The organism is Bacillus sp. V2I10, from assembly GCF_030817055.1.
Taxonomy (GTDB): Bacteria; Bacillota; Bacilli; order Bacillales; family Bacillaceae; genus Bacillus_P.
The window spans coordinates 1,974,266-1,992,885 of record NZ_JAUSYV010000001.1 but is presented as its reverse complement, the minus strand read 5'-3'; the positions used below and the strand labels follow the sequence as shown (position 1 = coordinate 1,992,885).

Genomic DNA, 18,620 nt, shown 5'->3' with positions numbered 1-18,620 from the left:
AAATAAAAAACGTTCAACATTCGTTCCGTTGAACGTTTATTTAAAGAAATAAGAAAGTATAAAGTTTTGGGCTATGCTGCCCTAGCTCCATCTCCCAACGCCTCAGCCAGAACAAATCCGGCAAAAAAGTCAGGACCCAGACTTTTCTGCCGGATTCTTACCTGTCATGCCTGAGCTAAACGGGTGTTTCCGCTTTTCTTATGTTTTGCTTATTTTGCTCCGCCGAACCATTTCACTACTAATTTTTCCAGCTCGCCGTTTTCTTTCATTTCCTGAAGTACTTTGTTGAATTCTTCAGTATATTTGCTGTCTTTAGGGAAAGCAATCGCAGAACCTGCTTCTTCAGTTTCCCCGTCTTCAATTGTTATGCCTTCTAACTCTTTATCCTTTTCAAAATAGCCTTTTGCTACAGTATCTTCAATAATTGCTGCATCGAAACGGCCTGATTTCATTTCTTGGATAAGTTCAGGAATTCTGTTGCGGTTTTCAACTTTGATATTTACTTCTTTAGCAATTTCTTCCGCTTTGCCCTCTTGGATGGAAGAAAGCTGAACACCAACCGTCTTTCCTTCTAAGTCTTCAACAGATTTAATGCCGCTGCCTTTTTTAGAAATAATCATATGTTTAGCTGTATAATATACATCTGAGAAATCCACGCTTTTTTTGCGTTCTTCCGTTGGCGTCATCCCAGCTAAAACCATATCAGCCTTCTTAGCCTGAAGTGCTGGAATTAAACCAGTGAAATCCATGTCTTCTACTTTAATTTCGTAGCCAAGCTCTTTTCCGATTGCTTTTGCAAGATCAACATCAAATCCGATGATGTCGCTGCCTTTTGCCGTATCAATGTACTCAAACGGAGGATAATCTGCAGATGTTGCCATTTTTAATACCTTTTTCTCTTCTCCTGATTCATTCTCTGAAGATCCGCATGCAGCGAGAACTCCAATTACTAAGATCGAAATCATAAACAATAATACTTTCTTCATTTTCTTCCTCCTTGTTATTTTCTCAAAATTCTAAATTTAATAATATTATCTTCTATAGAATAATATTTTACAAGTATTTTTTCACTAATGAATATCCAACTTAATGTATTTTAACACATACTTATAAATATGCAATATAAAGATAAATTATTTATTTTTATGCAAAATTACTATATTGGTAAAGAATGTTAAACTTTTCAGAAATAAAAAAACAAAAAAAAAACTGCCGTATTAACGGCAGCTTAAATTTCTTCACAATGCTGATCAAAAGCTTCTTGAAGCTTTGCTACAACACTCATTGGATCGTGTCCTTCAATTTCATGGCGCTCAACCATAGCCACAAGCTTGCCGTCTTTTAGCAGGGCAAACGATGGTGAAGAAGGCGGGTACCCAGTAAAATGCTCTCTTGCATACGCTGTTGCTTCTTTATCCTGTCCTGCAAAAACAGTCACAAGATGGTCAGGTCTTTTATCATAATGAACAGAGTGTGCAGCTGCAGGTCTAGCAATACCGCCTGCACAGCCGCAAACCGAATTGACCATCACAAGGGTTGTTCCCTCTTTTTTAAACGTTTCTTCCACCTCTTCAGGTGTTGTCAATTCTGTATATCCTGCAGCCGTGATTTCTTTTCTTGCCTGTGCGACTACATCATTCATAAACATATTAAAATCGATATTCACGTTATAACCTCTCCTTTGCATACAATAAATACATTTTACCAAGAGTTGCGGCAATTGACCACTGAAATGCGGAACTGCCCCCAAAGCTTCGGCAGAAAAAAACACTTATCTGCTTAAAAAAGCAGATATCAGCTCTTTCACACTGCCTGAAACCGGCCGCTTTCCTTCCACCACGTCTTTTTCATAGTTCAGCATATTGCCTTTTATATAGGTATGCTGAAAAAAGTGATGCTTCAGCTGTTCCTGAATCATTTCATAGAGCCATTCCTTTTGCTGAAGTTTCCTTCTGCCTTCAAATGTTCCGTTTTCTTTCGTTTTATATGCGAAAACGGATATGGTCTCCCATATTTCGCGTATTCCTGTTTCATGAAGTGCAGAAGCGGTCACTGCTTTGGTTTCCCATCCTTGTGTATAGGATTTTAGAAAATGAAGAATATGATTGTACTCATGTTCAGCTTTTTTTGCATTTTTAAGGTTATCGCCATCTGCTTTGTTGACAACCACGAGATCGGGAAGCTCCATAATTCCTTTTTTCATCGTCTGCAGCTCATCTCCGGCACCGGTTAATACTAATAAGAGGAAAAAATCAACCATGCCCCTTATTGCAAATTCCCCCTGCCCGACACCCACCGTTTCAACGAGAATCACATCATACCCTGCTGCCTCGCATACAATAATGGATTCCCTTGTTTTTCTCGTTACCCCTCCAAGTGTTCCGCTTGATGGAGAAGGTCTGATAAAAGCATCAGGATTACGGGAGAGCCTCTCCATTCTCGTTTTATCACCCAATATACTTCCTTTTGAAACCTGGCTGCTCGGGTCGACAGCCAACACAGCAACTTTATGTCCGAGACTGCACAAATACGTCCCGAAAGAATCAATGAACGTACTCTTTCCTGCACCCGGAACCCCTGTTATCCCAATTCTTATGGAAGAGGTCTCTTTTTGCTGAAGCTCTTCAATCATTTGCTGCGCTTTTTCAAAATGCTTTTCGGCGTTGCTTTCCACTAGAGTAATCGCCTGCGCAACAGCCACTCTGTCGCCATTCAGTACACCCTCAATATATTGTTCTGCACTCTTTTCAATGCTTCCCGCTTTTTTGCGCTTTTGAGGACTTCCTGTCATTCTTCTGCATCCTCATAGCCAAGTCTTTCGTAGATCTTCTCGAGCATCACCTTCGCTGCATTCGGAATAACGGTACCGGGTCCAAAAATAGCAGATGCCCCGCTGTTTAATAAAAATTCATAATCCTGATAAGGAATAACGCCCCCGACTATTACAACAATATCTTCTCTGCCGAGCGCCTTCAGTTCTTTTATTAATTGAGGAAGAAGAGTTTTGTGGCCGGCAGCAAGAGAACTCATGCCGACAATATGAACATCATTTTCAACTGCCTGGGCAGCAGTCTCCGCCGGTGTTTGAAATAAAGGACCAATATCCACATCAAAACCAAGATCTGCATAAGCCGTTGCCACAACCTTTGCACCGCGGTCATGACCATCCTGGCCCATCTTGGCAATTAAGATGCGGGGTCTTCTTCCTTCCAGCTCGGAAAATACATCCGTCATTCTTCTGACACCTTCGATTTCTTCTTCATTTGAAAATTCAGAGCTGTACACACCGCTGATGGAACGGATCACTGCCTGATGCCGTTTGGATGCCTTCTCAACCGAATCGGAAATTTCGCCTAAAGTTGCTCTTGCTCTTGCTGCCTCTACAGCAAGCTCAAGCAGATTGCCTTCTCCGCTTCTAACAGCTTCTGTTAACGCTTCAAGGGTTTGGTCTACCTTGACCTGATCTCGTGTATCCTTCAAAGTCTGAAGTCTTTCGATTTGTTTTCTTCTTACTTCTGTGTTATCAATATTTAAAATTTCAATTGGGTCCTCTTCCTCCACTTGAAATTTATTGACGCCAATTATGGTTTCCGTTCCGGAATCTATTTTAGCCTGGCGCTTGGCTGCTGCTTCTTCGATTTTCATTTTAGGCAGTCCTGTTTCAATCGCCTTTGCCATTCCGCCAAGGTTTTCAACCTCTTCAATATGCGCCCAGGCCTTATCCATCAGCTGTTTTGTAAGAGATTCTACATAATAAGAACCGCCCCATGGATCGATCACATCACATATTCCGGTTTCCTGCTGCAAATAAAGCTGAGTGTTTCTGGCAATACGTGCTGAAAAATCAGTTGGAAGAGCGATGGCTTCATCCAGAGCATTTGTATGAAGTGACTGTGTATGGCCCATAACGGCAGCATGGGCTTCAATGCATGTTCTGACAACATTGTTAAACGGATCCTGTGCCGTCAAACTCCATCCTGAAGTTTGTGAATGCGTTCTGAGGGCCAGTGATTTAGGGTTTTTAGGATCAAATCCCTTCACAATTTTTGCCCACATTAATCTGGCAGCCCTCATTTTTGCAACTTCCATAAAATAATTCATGCCGATTGCCCAGAAAAAAGACAGTCTCGGAGCAAATTGATCAATATCCAGTCCTGCTTTTAACCCTGTCCGGATATATTCAAGCCCGTCGGCCAAGGTATATGCGAGCTCAATATCCGCTGTGGCCCCCGCTTCCTGCATATGGTACCCGGAAATACTTATGCTGTTGAACTTAGGCATATACTTCGCCGTATACTCAAAAATATCCCCTATTATCCTCATCGATGTATCTGGAGGATAAATGTATGTATTCCGGACCATATATTCTTTTAAAATGTCATTTTGAATGGTGCCTGCAAGTTTCTCCATTGAAACACCCTGTTCCTCAGCTGTCACAATATAAAATGCCATAATGGGCAGGACAGCTCCATTCATCGTCATCGATACAGACATTTGATCCAATGGAATTTCATCAAAAAGGATTTTCATATCAAGAATGGAGTCAATAGCTACGCCTGCTTTACCCACATCCCCTTCGACCCGCGGGTGATCTGAGTCGTATCCTCTGTGCGTCGCGAGATCAAAAGCGACTGATAAACCCTTTTGTCCCATTGCTAAATTCCGGCGGTAGAAAGCATTGCTGTCTTCTGCGGTTGAAAAACCGGCATACTGTCTGATCGTCCACGGTCTGTTTACATACATGGTTGAATAAGGACCTCTTAAAAATGGCGCAATACCCGGATAACTGTCCAAATAAGGCATATTTTTCCGGTCTTCTGAAGTATAAGCAGCTTTTAAAGGAATCCCTTCATTCGATTTAAAAGGTTCTGCAGCTTGTCCGTTCTCCTGATTTTTTTCAGCAAAACGATCGCTGATCAATTCTACATTTGCAAAATTAATTCGAGCCATATTACGATACCCCCAGTTGAAACTGCAATTTTTTCAAGAAGGCATAAACATCCATTCCCTGATAGATGCCTTCATGAATGCCGCACTGCTCAAGTTGATCTTTATTAAGACGGCCCGCTGCGTAAACATTGGCGCCTTGCGTTACCTGTGTGAAATCAAACGATTCGTATGCCTCATCTTTCCCGCATACGATTATAGGCTTGTCCCCTGAAAAGCTTTCAGGCTGATCAGGCTTCAAGATCACAGCTTCTATTCCTCCTGCAGAGAGCAGACCTGTAACAAAATCAAGTCTTGGTTTATAGTCGAGCAGATTCCCGAGCACCATAATATGAACGTTCGGATAATGGCCAAACTTGCTTTTGTATTTAATGGAATCAGCCCTTAGTCCTTCGAATTGTTCAGCGAGCCTCATTGATGACAGAGGTTTCACTTCAGCCATTGACTGATCACTTAATATTCCCGCATTTATTTCACTTGCTTTAACCGTTTTTGCTGCTATCATCCAATCTTTCAACCTCTTACCGCGGTCATTTTCAACAGCTTCTGTAATATGGATATACGCTTCAGCTTTTTGGATTTCTCTTTCGGGCTCCTGCAAATTCGCATAATGGTTCGTTCCAATTAGCTGTACCTTGCGTTTATTGACATCTTCAAGCCTTTGCGCAAGAAGTTCCCGCAATTTGTCCTGAATATAATTTTGCCTTGCTGCCTGCACGAATCCGCCCATGGTTTCGATAGACTGAATTTCCTTCCAGGCAAGATCTGCAAGCTCTGCTGTGAGCTCTTCAATGTACCATGAGCCGCCTGCAGGGTCAGCGACTTTAGACAGCAGACTTTCTTCTTTCAAAATAAAATGAGTATTTCTTGCAATCCGGTCTCCTGTTTTACTAACTTCTCCAAGCACTTCATCAAAAGGTGCAACTGTTATGCTGTTCACTCCGCCGATAGCGGCTGAAAATGCTTCTGTAGTTGCTCTCAGCATATTCACGTGCAAATCATGCTTTGTTTTGTTAAAAGAAGATGCTGCAGCATGTAAAACGATTGGATGACGCTCGGGACTTGTCCCGAATGCTGCCAAAATGGTTGCCCATATTTTTTTAGCCGCTCTGAACTTGGCAATCTCCATAAAAAAATGAGATCCGGCAGAGAAAGAAAAGCCGACCCTCTCAGCAAGTTTATCGATGGAAAAGCCTCGTTCTTTTAATGCATTAATAAGCTCTATTGCATTGGAAAACGTATATGCCAGCTCTTCTCTTGCAGATCCCCCCGCATTATGGAATATTTCACCACCGAATAAAACAGCTCTTACATTAGACAAATTCTCCTCATCCAGTATAGTGATCATCTCGGCCAGCATTTCAATCTTCTTTGCCGGTGAAAGCAGATCCGTTCCGCCAATCCATTCTCCATATGGATCAAAAGCGAATGTTCCTCTACATTTCTTGTTTTTCAAATAAGTAATAAATAATGGAAAAAATCCGATATTGCCCTGCAGTGAAAGATGGAATTCTTTTTGTTCAAAATCAAGTCCATCAAATGCTGTGCAAATGTCCTGATAGGTTTCCAAATAGCCAATGTCTTCTATGTGAATGATATCCTGTCCCCGCTTCAAAGCTTCCTGGATTTCTTCTTTTAACTGAGCAGGCGTATTTGAACGCTGAAGCTTTTGGCTGACAGACCACTCATTTTTCTGCTGGGCAGTCATACCCAGTTTTTCCCCGCTGGAGTGTGTATTGTGCTGAGTATATAATGGAATTAAAGAAATACCTTCATATGTTTTTTTTGAAAGACTTTGAATGCTTTTCCCCTTTAAAGCTTTCTCAGCCTCTTCCACCCACATTTGTTCGGATGCTTTTTCAAAATCATTTATTTCGTGATTGATTCTTTGCTTCATACTCCTGCTTCCCGGTTAGGAAGCCCACCCCCTTGACGCAAAAGAATGCGTTTACATTTTTGAAAATAGTAAAAACTTAATCTATTTCATTTTATTATACCTTTAGGAAATCAGCAATTCCAATTCACTATTGAAACCTTAAAGCTCAGTGAGGCGTATTTATCTAATAAATGTTTCAATTATAGTAAGAGAGGTTATTTTAATGATGAAGAGAAAATTCGGAGAAAAAATGAAACGGAAAAAACGGGGGAAACGGGTAATCGACACTTTACTGGAGTGTACCAACTTCATTGAATTTCTTATTCTCCTTCCGATTAGAATTCTTATCTCTACTATAAGGTTCATTATCAATTTACTAAATTTCTAAACCTATTCTGTAAGCACATAAGGGGTTTTTTTATGGCAAAATATAAAAAAGGCATGCTGATATATAACGGTAATGCCGGCCAGAAAGATGCAGAAAAGACGCTTGGCATCTGCGTTCCGATTATTTCCCTGCATGTGGAAAAGCTTTTGCTGCTTCAAACTTCAAAACCTCTCGATGCACAGGAATACTGCATGAAGCACGGTGAAGACATGGAAATCGTGATTATTCTGGGTGGGGATGGCACGGTACATGAGTGTATAAACGGACTTGGCGGATTGATTCAAAGGCCGGTAATCGCCATTTTGCCCGGCGGTACATGCAATGACTTTTCAAGAACGCTTGGCATTCCGCAAAATTTAAAGAAAGCTGCTGAAGCATTATTTACAGGCGAAATTCGGGGTACGGATGCTGCAGAAACAAGCGGGGGATACTTTCTCAATTTTTGGGGCATCGGCCTTGTTGCTGAAACATCAGAAAATATTAATGACACCGAAAAATCTCTGCTCGGAAAAGTCAGCTATTTTCTGAGTGCCTTTCGGACGATCAAAAGCATGAAGCCATTTCACTTCAAACTGAAGCTTGATGACACCTGGATTGAGGAGGAAGCCATCCTGGTGCTGATCGCCAATGGCAAAATCATCGGCACAAATGTGCTGCCATATCCAGATATAAAAATTGACGACGGTCTAGCCGATATTTTTATAATCAAAGAAGCCAGTTTTTCACTTATTAAAGAAGTATTAACGATGAAGGATAACATTGACTGGAATCATATTAATTCTCAACTGATGCACTATCAGGCAAGCAGCATGCAAATTGAAACAAAAGAAGAAATGTGCGTCGATACAGACGGTGAGGTTTATTTAAAAACACCGGAAACCATCACGATTTTACATAATCATTTTCAAATGCTCGCTCCTAAAGATGAATGATAAGGAACGTAATGGATTCGTCCTGACCGGGGGGAGTTCGTACAGATACCCACTGCTGAAATTAATCTTTCATAAAACAAAAAAAGCCATCACATGACAAAATGTGATGGCTTTTCTATTAATAAACAGAAGTCGTGTCTTTAGACGTATTCTCTAAAATTTCTTTTACTCTGGCCAGGAACCTGCCGCACACTAATCCGTCAAGAACACGATGATCAAGCGACATGCACAGATTCACCATATCTCGCACTGCAATCATGCCGTTGTTCATTACTACAGGACGTTTTACGATTGATTCCACCTGAAGAATGGCAGCCTGCGGATAGTTGATGATTCCCATAGACTGCACAGATCCAAATGAACCTGTATTGTTTACAGTAAAGGTGCCGCCTTTCATTTCATCTGCAGTTAATTTACCTGCACGGACCTTGCCTGCAAGTTCAGAAATTTCACGGGCTATGCCTTTAATTGTCTTCTCATCTGCATGCTTAATCACCGGCACAAACAGAGCATCATCTGTTGCAACCGCGATTGAGATATTGATGTCTTTCTTCTGAATAATGCTTTCGCCAGCCCACATAGAATTGATTTGCGGAAATTCTTTTAAAGCTTGAGCGACAGCTTTGACGAAAAACGCAAAGAAAGTAAGATTAAATCCTTCTTTTTGCTTGAATTCATTCTTGATAGAATTTCGGTATTCAACCAGATTGGTTGCATCCACTTCGATCATCGTCCAGGCATGAGGTGCTTCGTGTTTGCTTCGAAGCATGTTAGAGGCGATCGCTTTACGGATGCCAGTAACAGGAATTTCAATATCTCCCGGCTGTGCCGAAACAGAAGCTGCAGCTGGTTGTGCAGCTTTCTGAGGTGCAGCTGCCGGTACATTTTGCTTCGCTTCAGCTTTAGCTGGCGCTTCTTGAACAGCTGCATTTCCCTTGTTTCCTGATGACGGGATATTTCCGCTCTCAATGATTTGCTGCAGGTCTTTCCTTGTGATTCTTCCTCCGGCGCCTGTACCGGTAACCTGTTCAAGATCAATGTCGTTTTCCTGGGCCAAGCGCAGGACAGCAGGAGAATATCGTTTCTTATTTGACTGATCCGTTTGCTGTTCAGGCTGCTCTTTTATTGTTTCCTCAGAAGCCGATATGACGGGTTCATTTGCTGCTGGAGCCCCTTCGCTTCCTCCGCCGACTTCGACTTTACAAATGATTTCGCCGACAGCAAGCGTATCGCCCTCATCTGCAACCAATTCTTTGATTACACCTGTAAATGAAGATGGAACCTCTGCATTTACTTTATCTGTCATAACCTCAGCAATCGGATCGTATTTGTTTACTGTATCACCAACTGATACAAGCCATTTACTGATGGTGCCTTCCGTTACACTTTCCCCAAGCTGGGGCATGGTCATCTGTTCAACTGCCATGTCTGTTCCCTCCTCATGAAAATCTTATTTAAAATTCAGCAAGCTTCCGCATAGCCGCTTCTACTTTATCTGGATTGATCATAAAATGTTTTTCCATTGTTGGAGCATATGGCATTGCCGGCACATCAGGACCTGCAAGACGCATGATTGGGGCATCCAAATCAAATAGGCAGTTTTCAGCGATGATGGCTGACACTTCGCTCATGATGCTGCCTTCTTTGTTATCTTCCGTCAGCAAAAGCACTTTTCCTGTTTTAGATGCAGCTTCAATAATCGCTTCTTTATCCAGCGGATAAACTGTGCGCAAATCAAGAATATGCGCTGAAATCCCATCTTGAGCAAGCTTTTCTGCAGCTTGGAGAGCAAAATGAACGCACAAGCCGTAAGTGATGATTGTAAGATCTTCACCTTCACGTTTTACATCAGCTTTTCCGATCGGCAGCACATAATCATCATCCGGAACCTCGCCTTTGATGAGACGGTAAGCTCTTTTATGCTCAAAGAACAGAACTGGATCATTGTCTCTAATAGCAGCCTTTAACAGTCCTTTTACATCATAAGGAGTTGAAGGCATCACAATTTTCAGACCCGGCTGATTAGCAAACAAAGCCTCGACTGATTGAGAGTGATAGAGAGCGCCATGTACGCCTCCGCCATAAGGAGCGCGAATCGTAATCGGGCAATTCCAATCATTGTTTGAACGATAGCGGATTTTGGCTGCCTCTGAAACGATTTGATTGACTGCAGGCATGATAAAGTCTGCAAATTGCATTTCTGCGATTGGTCTCATTCCGTACATGGCTGCGCCAATTCCTACACCTGCAATCGCTGATTCTGCAAGCGGAGTATCAATGACGCGCTCTTCTCCAAACTTGTCGTACAATCCAGCTGTTGCTTTGAAAACTCCGCCTTTTTTGCCTACATCTTCCCCAAGCACGAAAACTTTTGGATCACGTTCCATCTCTTCACGAATCGCCATCGTGACAGCATCTATATAAGAAATGACTGGCATTGTTCTTCCCCCTTACTCTGCGTATACGTATTTAAGTGCCGATTCTGCATCTGCATATGGAGCACTTTCAGCGTAATCTGTTGCTTCGTTTACAACCTTCATGATCTCGTCATGAATTTCTTTTTCCTTCTCATCCGTCATGACGCCAGTCTCTTTTAAATAAGAGGCAAATTTTAAGACCGGATCATTCTTCTTAGCTTCTGAGACTTCTTCCTGTCCGCGGTATGAACGATCATCGTCATCACTTGAGTGAGGAGTTAAACGGTATGAGATTGCTTCTATCAGTGTAGGGCCCTCTCCACGGCGCCCTCTGTCTGCAGCTTCTTTTACTGCCTGATACACTTCAAGAGGATCATTACCATCCACCGTATAGCCAGGCATTCCGTAGCCAATCGCGCGGTCTGAGATTTTCTCACATGCAACTTGCTTCTCGTATGGAACGCTGATTGCATATTTATTGTTTTCGCACATTAAAATGACAGGAAGCTTATGCACTCCGGCAAAGTTTGCTCCTTCATGGAAGTCTCCCTGATTCGATGATCCTTCGCCGAACGTGACAAACGTAACAAGATCCTTCTTCTCCATTTTGCCGGCAAGAGCAATTCCAACCGCATGAGGCACTTGAGTTGTAACCGGTGATGAGCCTGTTACAATGCGGTTTTCTTTTTGTCCAAAGTGTCCGGGCATTTGGCGTCCGCCTGAGTTTGGATCTTCTGCTTTTGCAAATCCCGAAAGCATCAATTGCTTTGCAGTCATGCCAAACGCAAGAACGACACCCATATCCCGGTAGTAAGGAAGTGCATAGTCTTTTTTGCGGTCAAGAGCAAACGCAGCACCAACCTGAGCCGCTTCCTGTCCCTGACATGAAATAACGAATGGAATTTTTCCTGAACGGTTCAACAGCCACATGCGTTCATCGATTTTGCGCGCCATGACCATTGTTTCATACATTTCAAGAACATCTTGATCAGATAAACCAAGTGTTTTATGACGATTCTCAGCCATCATTTTGCCTCCTCAAAAATCAGTATGTAAGGGACATGATCCCTTTAAGAGTGGATTGCTTTCCCATCAACTGCAAGTGCCGCTTCACCTATTGCTTCAGAGAGCGTTGGATGAGGATGAATGGTTTGTCCAATTTCCCAAGGAGTTGCATCAAGCACCATTGCAAGGCCTGCTTCAGATATCATATCTGTCACATGCGGTCCAATCATATGAACACCAAGGAGATCATCTGTTTTTGCATCAGCTATTAATTTGACAAACCCATCAGATTCCCCATAAACAAGCGCTTTGCCGATTGCACGGAATGAAAATTTGCCTGTTTTCACTTCAAAACCTGCTTTTTTCGCTTCATCCTCTGTATACCCGACGCTTGCAATTTCAGGTGTACTGTATACACATCTGGAAACTTTTTTATAATCAATTGCAGAAGGGGTATGTCCTGCAATATGCTCAACAGCTGTAATGCCCTCATGTGAAGCAACGTGAGCGAGCTGAAGACCGCCTACAACGTCGCCAATCGCATAGATATGTGATTCTTTAGTCTGCATAAATTGATTCGTTTTAATAAAGCCATTTTCAAGCTGAATATCTGTATTTTCAATGCCGATGCCTTCAACATTTGCCTGACGTCCCACTGAAACAAGAATTTTTTCAGCAGAGAAGGTTTTCACATCACCTTTATGTTCAGCACTGATAGAAACAGCTTTTCCTTTTTCAAGGGTTTCAGACAGCACTTTAGCACCTGTTACAAGGTTAACGCCTTTTTTCTTAAGCAAGCGCTGCATTTCTTTCGATATTTCAGCATCTTCAGTAGGCAGGATACGCTCTGCATACTCAAGTACAGTAACTTCCAGTCCAAAATCAGAGAGCATAGAAGCCCACTCTATTCCGATTACCCCTCCGCCGACAATAATGATTGATTTAGGCAGCGATTCAAGCGCAAGTGCTTCATCAGACGTTAAAACAGATTCACCGTCAATTTCTAAACCTGGCAGACTGCGGGGTCTTGAGCCTGTAGAGACAATCACATTTTTCGGAATAAGCATTTCATTTTCCTCGCCGTTATTCATCTCAACAGAAATTGTTCCGGGCATTGGAGAGAAAATAGAAGGACCTAAAATACGGCCAGTTCCTTCATAAACATCAATTTTTCCTTGCTTCATTAAATGCTGAACGCCTTTATGAAGCGTATCAATAATCGATTGTTTCCTTTCCTGAACCTTCGAGAAATCGAGCTCAACTCCTGAAGTGATGACGCCAAACTCTTCGCTTCTTTTTGCAGTTGCAAAAACTTCTGCACTTCTAAGCAGTGCTTTGCTTGGAATACATCCCGCATGAAGACAAGTGCCTCCAAGTTTTCCTTTTTCAACAATGGCTGTTTTTAAGCCAAGCTGGCTTGCGCGAATTGCGGCTACATATCCGCCTGTTCCGCCGCCTACAATGACGAGATCATAATCTGTTGCCATACTGATGCTCCTCTCTATTAAACCTGGTTGTAGATCTTAGAGTTCACTTTTTTATTCGGATATTCTTTCGCCTCTTCTTCACCTCTGAGAACGCGAAGAGCTCCTTCCGTTAATGCCTGAAGTTCATTTTCACCGGGAAATACATTCACATCGGCGATCCAGTCTATGTAGGAAGAGATTTCTTTAACGAATTTTTTCCCGTAGGCAAGACCGCCTGTTAGAATAATCGCATCTACTGTCCCTTTTAAAACGGCGCTTGCTGCACCTATTTCTTTGCCGATTTGATAGGCCATTGCATCAAATATCAGTTTAGCCTTTTGATTTCCTTCAGCAATCATGCGTTCTACCTTCTGGCCATCATTGGTGCCAAGATAACCAACAAGCCCGCCATTGCCGACAAGCATTTTCATAACTTCCTCGCGATAATAGTCACCTGAATAGCATAGATTCACCAGATCCCCGGCAGGAACTGTCCCTGCACGTTCAGGACTGAATGGTCCATCGCCATGAAGGCCATTGTTGACATCAATTACTTTCCCGAGCTTGTGAACTCCGACCGTTATCCCGCCGCCCATATGAGCCACAATCAGGTTCATTTCGCTGTATTTTTTTCCGTACTGCTGAGCAACTTTTCTCGCAACGGATTTTTGGTTTAAGGCATGAAAAATGCTCTTTCGTTCAATAGATGGAACTCCGGATACTTTCGCGATCGTTTCCATTTCATCAACAACGACCGGATCCACAATGAAAGAAGGAATATTTAACCCGCCGGCTATTTCAAATGCGATGATGCCTCCCAAATTTGAAGCGTGCTGTCCTGCAAAACCGATGCGAAGATCGTGAAGCATTTGTTCATTCACATGATAAGTTCCGCCTTCTATTGGACGAAGCAGTCCGCCTCTTCCGCATACAGCGCTTAATTTAGAGATATTAATGCCTTCTTCATCCAGCGTTTCAAGTATCGTCTGTTTTCGGAATTCATATTGATCAATGATGCTGTTAAAGGCATTTATTATATCCGCATCATGCCGGATTGTTTTTTCAAAAATAGATCGTTCATTATCAAACACACCAATTTTCGTCGAGGTTGAACCGGGATTTATGACGAGAATCCGATATTCTTTTTCTTGCAACTTCTAAAACCTCCAAATATGAGAAAGATCAGACAGCGCTCTTACACGCTGTCTGCGTATCTCATCTCAAAAAATTGCCTATTAGCGTCGGCTTAAAATGTGATTGCTATTTTGCAGAAACTGGCTGCGTGAATTTCTCATTCTTTCGATGCGCTCTTCTGCCAGGCGATCAGCAGCCGCATACGTAGGGATGCCGTCGCGTTTTGCAATTTCAAATACTCGTTCAATATTTTGATAAATGCCCTCTACTTTTTTCATTGCTCTTTCGCTGTTGTACCCAAGCAGCTCATCAGCTACGTTTATCACGCCGCCTGCATTAATGACATAGTCTGGCGCGTATGCAATTCCCATTTCATGAATCGTATCGCCATGACGAGTTTCTCTTAACTGGTTATTTGCAGCACCTGCAATGACCTTAGCTTTGATTTGAGGAATTGTATCGTTATTAATAGTAGCCCCAAGCGCACAAGGTGCATAAATATCGCAGTCCACTCCGTAAATTTCATCAGGATTTACTGCTTTGGCACCGAAAGCTTCAACAGCTCTTTGAACAGCTTCTTTATTAATATCCGTCACAATCAGCTGTGCGCCTTCTTCGTGCAAATGTCTGCAGAGGTTGAAAGCAACGTTGCCGACACCTTGAACTGCAACAGTCTTGCCTTCTAAAGAATCTGTTCCAAACGCAGCTTTTGCAGCAGCTTTCATTCCGCGGTATACGCCGAATGCCGTTACAGGTGAAGGGTTTCCTGAAGATCCGAAAGCAGGTGAAATACCCGTTACAAAATCTGTTTCTTCGTGGATCAAGTCCATATCTTCAACAGTAGTGCCTACATCTTCAGCAGTAATATAACGGCCATTTAGTCCTTGAATGTAACGGCCGAAAGCGCGGAACATTTCTTCATTTTTATCTTTGCGCGGATCTCCGATGATGACTGTTTTTCCTCCTCCAAGGTTTAACCCTGCAGCTGCATTCTTGTAAGTCATGCCTTTAGCCAAACGAAGAGCATCTTCAATAGCATCGGCTTCTGAAGCGTATGTCCACATGCGCGTTCCGCCAAGTGCAGGTCCTAAAGTTGTATCATGAATAGCGATAATAGCTTTTAAACCTGATTGTTTATCTTGGCAAAAAACCAATTGCTCATAATCATATTGTTCCATATATTTGAAAATTTCCATGTGTAAATCCTCCTAATGTCTTTTCGAATTCTTAAGCTTAGCATTTCCTCTTAACTTGAACATATCGCCAAAGCGAGCGAATAAAGTTTGCTTTCGGCTGAATCAGCACGGCTTGTTAAAACAATCGGCGCTTTTGCCCCTGCAATGATGGCTCCTACTTTTGCATTTGCAAAATACATGAGCGATTTATATAAAACATTTCCAACTTCAATGGTTGGTACTAAAAGGATATCAGACTGCCCTGCCACTTCGCTTTTGATGCCTTTATGCACTGCAGCTTCAAATGAAACTGCATTATCAAGTGCAAGGGGACCATCGACGATACAATCTTTAATCTGGCCTCTTTTGTTCATTTGCGTTAGAGCAGCAGCATCAATCGTTGCCTGCATGGAAGGATTAATAACTTCAACAGCTGCAAGCGGAGCTACCTTGGGCATGTCTATCCCAATCTTCCTTGCAACCATGACAGAATTTGCAAGAATTTGCTTTTTCTGATCTAGATCTGGTGCAAGATTCATTGCTGCATCCGTTACAATTGTAAATCTGTCGTAGCCGGGCACTTCAAAAACAGCGACATGAGAAAGAATTTTGCCTGTTCGAAGTCCGTATTCCTTGTTTAAAACAGCCTTTAAAATAACGGCAGTTGGAATATTTCCTTTCATTAAAACATCAGCTTCATTTTGAAAGACAGCTTTAACAGCAAATTCTGCAGCCTGTTCTACGGATCTTGCATGCTTAATTGAAAACTTTTTTACATCAGCACTTCTTTCTAGAAGCATGATTTCGAGTTCCTCTTTATTTCCGAACAAAATAAAATCGGCAAGCCCCCGCTCTGAAGCCTCAATAACTGCTTCAAGCACTTCTGCATCTTCTGCAGATGCAACTGCTACCGTTTTGTTCTCAAGCCGGGCTGCTTTTTCTAGCAGGTCTTCTAAGTTCATCGTGTTTTCAATCCCTTCAAGATGTATTCACAGCACCCGTTATTTTATAATGCAAGAAGCGTGCCAACATAAAAACTTGTAAACGCTTCATCTTTTCATACAGAAAACATGCATTTTTTTTCATACCTTGCAATTAATTGCATGCATCACTTTGCAAGGCTGTATTTTTCTATTTTATAATACAGGTTTCTAAGCGAAATACCTAATGAAAGGGCCGTTTTTGTCCGATTAAAATTATGCTTGACCAGCGCTTCCCTTATAAGCACTTCTTCAAGCTGTTCTACGGATTCTGCAAGAGTTTGGTTGCCTGCACTTTCTATATGATAGGCTTGTCCGCCAGACTTTCTTTCATCATCCTGCGCGAGTTCCGGCAAATGCTGAGCGGCAATTTCCGTTTCATTGTATTTCATAAAAATCATGGCTCTTCCAAGGACATTCTCAAGTTCTCTTACATTACCGGGCCAGCTGTGCGCAACGAGCATGTCCAAAGCTGATTCTTCAATTCCTTCAATGCTTCTGCCATAGTCCTGATTTAGTTTCCTGATAAGGTGCTCAGCAAGCATTAGGATATCGCTTTTTCTGTTCCTGAGCGGAGGAATCGAAATTGGGTAGCGATTTAATCTGTAATACAAATCTTCACGGAAAGTGCCGTCTGCCATAGCTTTTTCGATATTAATATTTGTTGCGGCAATGACTCTCACATTGATAGGAATGGACTTTGTTGAACCGACCCTGACAATTTCTTTTTCCTGCAGCACCCGAAGCAGTTTTGCCTGTACATTTGCTGAAAGCTCCCCAATTTCATCCAGAAAAATGCTCCCTTTATTGGCTTCTTCAAAAAATCCTCTTTTTCCGCCACGTTTCGCTCCTGAGAATGCCCCTTCCTCGTAGCCAAACAGTTCACTCTCCAGCAAAGTTTCTGAAATAGCCGCACAATTCACGCGGATAAACTTGTTGTATTTCCTGTCACTTGCGTTATGTATCGCATGGGCAAATAATTCTTTTCCTGTCCCTGATTCCCCTCTCAGAAGAACAGTCGCAGGTGTCTTAGCTCCAAGCTTGGCCTGCTCAATCGCAAGTTTTATTTCTTCGCTTTCTCCAATGATATCTTCAAAGGCATACTTCGCTTCAAGTGTTCTGATAATTTGTCTGGCCCTGTTCAATTCTGTTGTTAAAGTTTGTATCTCGGACATATCATGAATAATGCCCACACTTCCTTTAAGTTTCCCATCCACAATGATTGGGGCTACATTTACAATGACATCTTTCTTGCCCGGACCAACTTTCATCCGCACGCCTCTTACAGGTCTTCTCGTTTCAAGAACCTTCATATGCATGCTTTCACCTTCAGAGATGTCAGCCGTTGCAGGCATTCCCAGCACTTGTTCTTCTGTTAGACCAGTCATCCTGGAATAGGCAGGATTAATTAGAATCCCTCTTCCTTCTTCATCTACAACAGTAATGGCTTCGTCAGATGATTGAATAATGGCTTGAAGAAGCGTTTGAATCTCCTTTAAGTTCGTCATCTCCTCTGCCAGGTTCACAATATCGGTGATATCTTTAAACAAGGAAAGGGCACCGAGCAGTATTCCCGAGTCATCAAAGATCGGGATTCTTGTCGTAATGATTTTAAGTCCATTTTCAAGAACTTGTTCCTGATTCATTTCGACTTCTTTTGTTTTCAGGATTCTTGGAAGCTTGCTTGAAGGAATCATCTCTTCGATAAGTCGGCCAATTACATCTCCCTTTTTTAAACCTGTCATCCGCTCTGCTGTTTTATTAAATAGGATAACCCGTTCCTTATCATCAATGACGATCATGCCATCATTCGTTGAATCAAAAATGGTTTCATGCTTATGTGTGATATCTTTTAAAGCTGTAATCAAATTTTCTTTCTGATTGATAAGATTGGAAATGATGTGAGCGACAGTGCCCGGAATAATAACCGTATTCCTGCTTCTGCATTGAAGCAGGTCCTCAAACACCTCATTGCAGCCAGTTGCCTCTATGACAATATTGATCTGATCGGATAAAAGCGGCTTCCATTCAGAACTTGTCAAGATTCCCAGCTTTTTTGCAAGCTGCATGCCTGGTGCCTCCGGCTCAATATCCACAACCGCCATGATTTCCATAGCTTTTATTTCCAAAAGCATTTTGAGCAGTGTTGTCCCGCCTTGTCCCGCCCCCACCAGCATGACCTTTTGCATAATGATTACCCCTTACCGTTTTTATGTAAAATATATATATAAATGATTTTTGCAAAATTTTGCACAGTTTCATCATATCACTTTTTGTTCACTTGACAAATTGTTTTTTTC

At 42.2% G+C, this 18,620-nt stretch carries 14 protein-coding genes; 1 reads left to right on the top strand and 13 read right to left on the bottom strand.

The features are described from left to right. Positions 1-209: 209 nt before the first annotated feature. The 5 genes from QFZ72_RS10055 to QFZ72_RS10035 all read right to left on the bottom strand — a co-directional run bounded on the left by QFZ72_RS10055 (position 210) and on the right by QFZ72_RS10035 (position 6,844). Positions 210-986 (bottom strand): transporter substrate-binding domain-containing protein, encoded by a 777-nt coding sequence (locus tag QFZ72_RS10055; protein WP_307432582.1) that lies wholly within the window; start codon positions 984-986, stop codon positions 210-212. A 242-nt stretch (positions 987-1,228) separates the two neighbouring features. Beyond that, positions 1,229-1,666: a BrxA/BrxB family bacilliredoxin gene (locus QFZ72_RS10050; protein ID WP_307432579.1), complete on the bottom strand. Its 438-nt coding sequence runs from the start codon at positions 1,664-1,666 to the stop codon at positions 1,229-1,231. A 105-nt stretch (positions 1,667-1,771) separates the two neighbouring features. Then, on the bottom strand, positions 1,772-2,791 hold the full coding sequence (meaB, locus tag QFZ72_RS10045) for a methylmalonyl Co-A mutase-associated GTPase MeaB (protein WP_307432577.1): 1,020 nt from the start codon (positions 2,789-2,791) through the stop codon (positions 1,772-1,774). Beyond that, complete coding sequence (gene scpA, locus QFZ72_RS10040) at positions 2,788-4,950, bottom strand: methylmalonyl-CoA mutase (protein ID WP_307432574.1); 2,163 nt, start codon at positions 4,948-4,950, stop codon at positions 2,788-2,790. The genes meaB and scpA overlap by 4 nt, the downstream gene beginning before the upstream one ends. Before the next feature lies 1 nt (position 4,951). After that, a complete protein-coding gene (locus tag QFZ72_RS10035) occupies positions 4,952-6,844 on the bottom strand; it encodes a methylmalonyl-CoA mutase family protein (protein ID WP_307432571.1) in 1,893 nt (630 codons plus the stop codon). Positions 6,845-7,243: 399 nt separating this feature from the next. Here QFZ72_RS10035 and QFZ72_RS10030 point away from each other — a divergent pair, with 399 nt between their 5' ends. Further along, positions 7,244-8,143, top strand: a complete 900-nt coding sequence (locus QFZ72_RS10030; RefSeq protein ID WP_307432569.1) for a diacylglycerol/lipid kinase family protein — start codon at positions 7,244-7,246, stop codon at positions 8,141-8,143. 118 nt (positions 8,144-8,261) lie between these two features. Here the strand turns inward: QFZ72_RS10030 and QFZ72_RS10025 are convergent, their stop codons facing one another. From QFZ72_RS10025 to QFZ72_RS09990, 8 genes are all read right to left on the bottom strand, one after another. After that, positions 8,262-9,569 carry a dihydrolipoamide acetyltransferase family protein gene (locus tag QFZ72_RS10025; protein ID WP_307432566.1) on the bottom strand — a complete coding sequence of 436 codons (1,308 nt, stop codon included), beginning with the start codon at positions 9,567-9,569 and terminating at the stop codon, positions 8,262-8,264. Positions 9,570-9,597: 28 nt separating this feature from the next. After that, positions 9,598-10,581, bottom strand: a complete 984-nt coding sequence (locus QFZ72_RS10020; RefSeq protein WP_252201464.1) for an alpha-ketoacid dehydrogenase subunit beta — start codon at positions 10,579-10,581, stop codon at positions 9,598-9,600. A 12-nt stretch (positions 10,582-10,593) separates the two neighbouring features. After that, complete coding sequence (locus tag QFZ72_RS10015) at positions 10,594-11,586, bottom strand: thiamine pyrophosphate-dependent dehydrogenase E1 component subunit alpha (RefSeq protein ID WP_307432561.1); 993 nt, start codon at positions 11,584-11,586, stop codon at positions 10,594-10,596. Between the two features lie 44 nt (positions 11,587-11,630). Continuing rightward, entirely contained in the window at positions 11,631-13,052 is a 1,422-nt protein-coding gene (lpdA, locus tag QFZ72_RS10010) for a dihydrolipoyl dehydrogenase (RefSeq protein ID WP_307432558.1), read from the bottom strand. Between the two features lie 17 nt (positions 13,053-13,069). Then, the gene (gene buk / locus QFZ72_RS10005) at positions 13,070-14,185 is read right to left on the bottom strand and encodes a butyrate kinase (RefSeq protein WP_252201467.1); all 1,116 of its coding nucleotides are present in this window, start codon (positions 14,183-14,185) and stop codon (positions 13,070-13,072) included. A gap of 81 nt (positions 14,186-14,266) precedes the next feature. Beyond that, entirely contained in the window at positions 14,267-15,361 is a 1,095-nt protein-coding gene (gene bcd / locus QFZ72_RS10000; RefSeq protein ID WP_307432555.1) for a branched-chain amino acid dehydrogenase, read from the bottom strand. A 50-nt stretch (positions 15,362-15,411) separates the two neighbouring features. Next, positions 15,412-16,302: a phosphate butyryltransferase gene (yqiS, locus tag QFZ72_RS09995; protein ID WP_307432553.1), complete on the bottom strand. Its 891-nt coding sequence runs from the start codon at positions 16,300-16,302 to the stop codon at positions 15,412-15,414. A 146-nt stretch (positions 16,303-16,448) separates the two neighbouring features. Further along, a complete protein-coding gene (locus QFZ72_RS09990; protein ID WP_307432550.1) occupies positions 16,449-18,509 on the bottom strand; it encodes a sigma 54-interacting transcriptional regulator in 2,061 nt (686 codons plus the stop codon). Between the last annotated feature and the right edge of the window lie 111 nt (positions 18,510-18,620).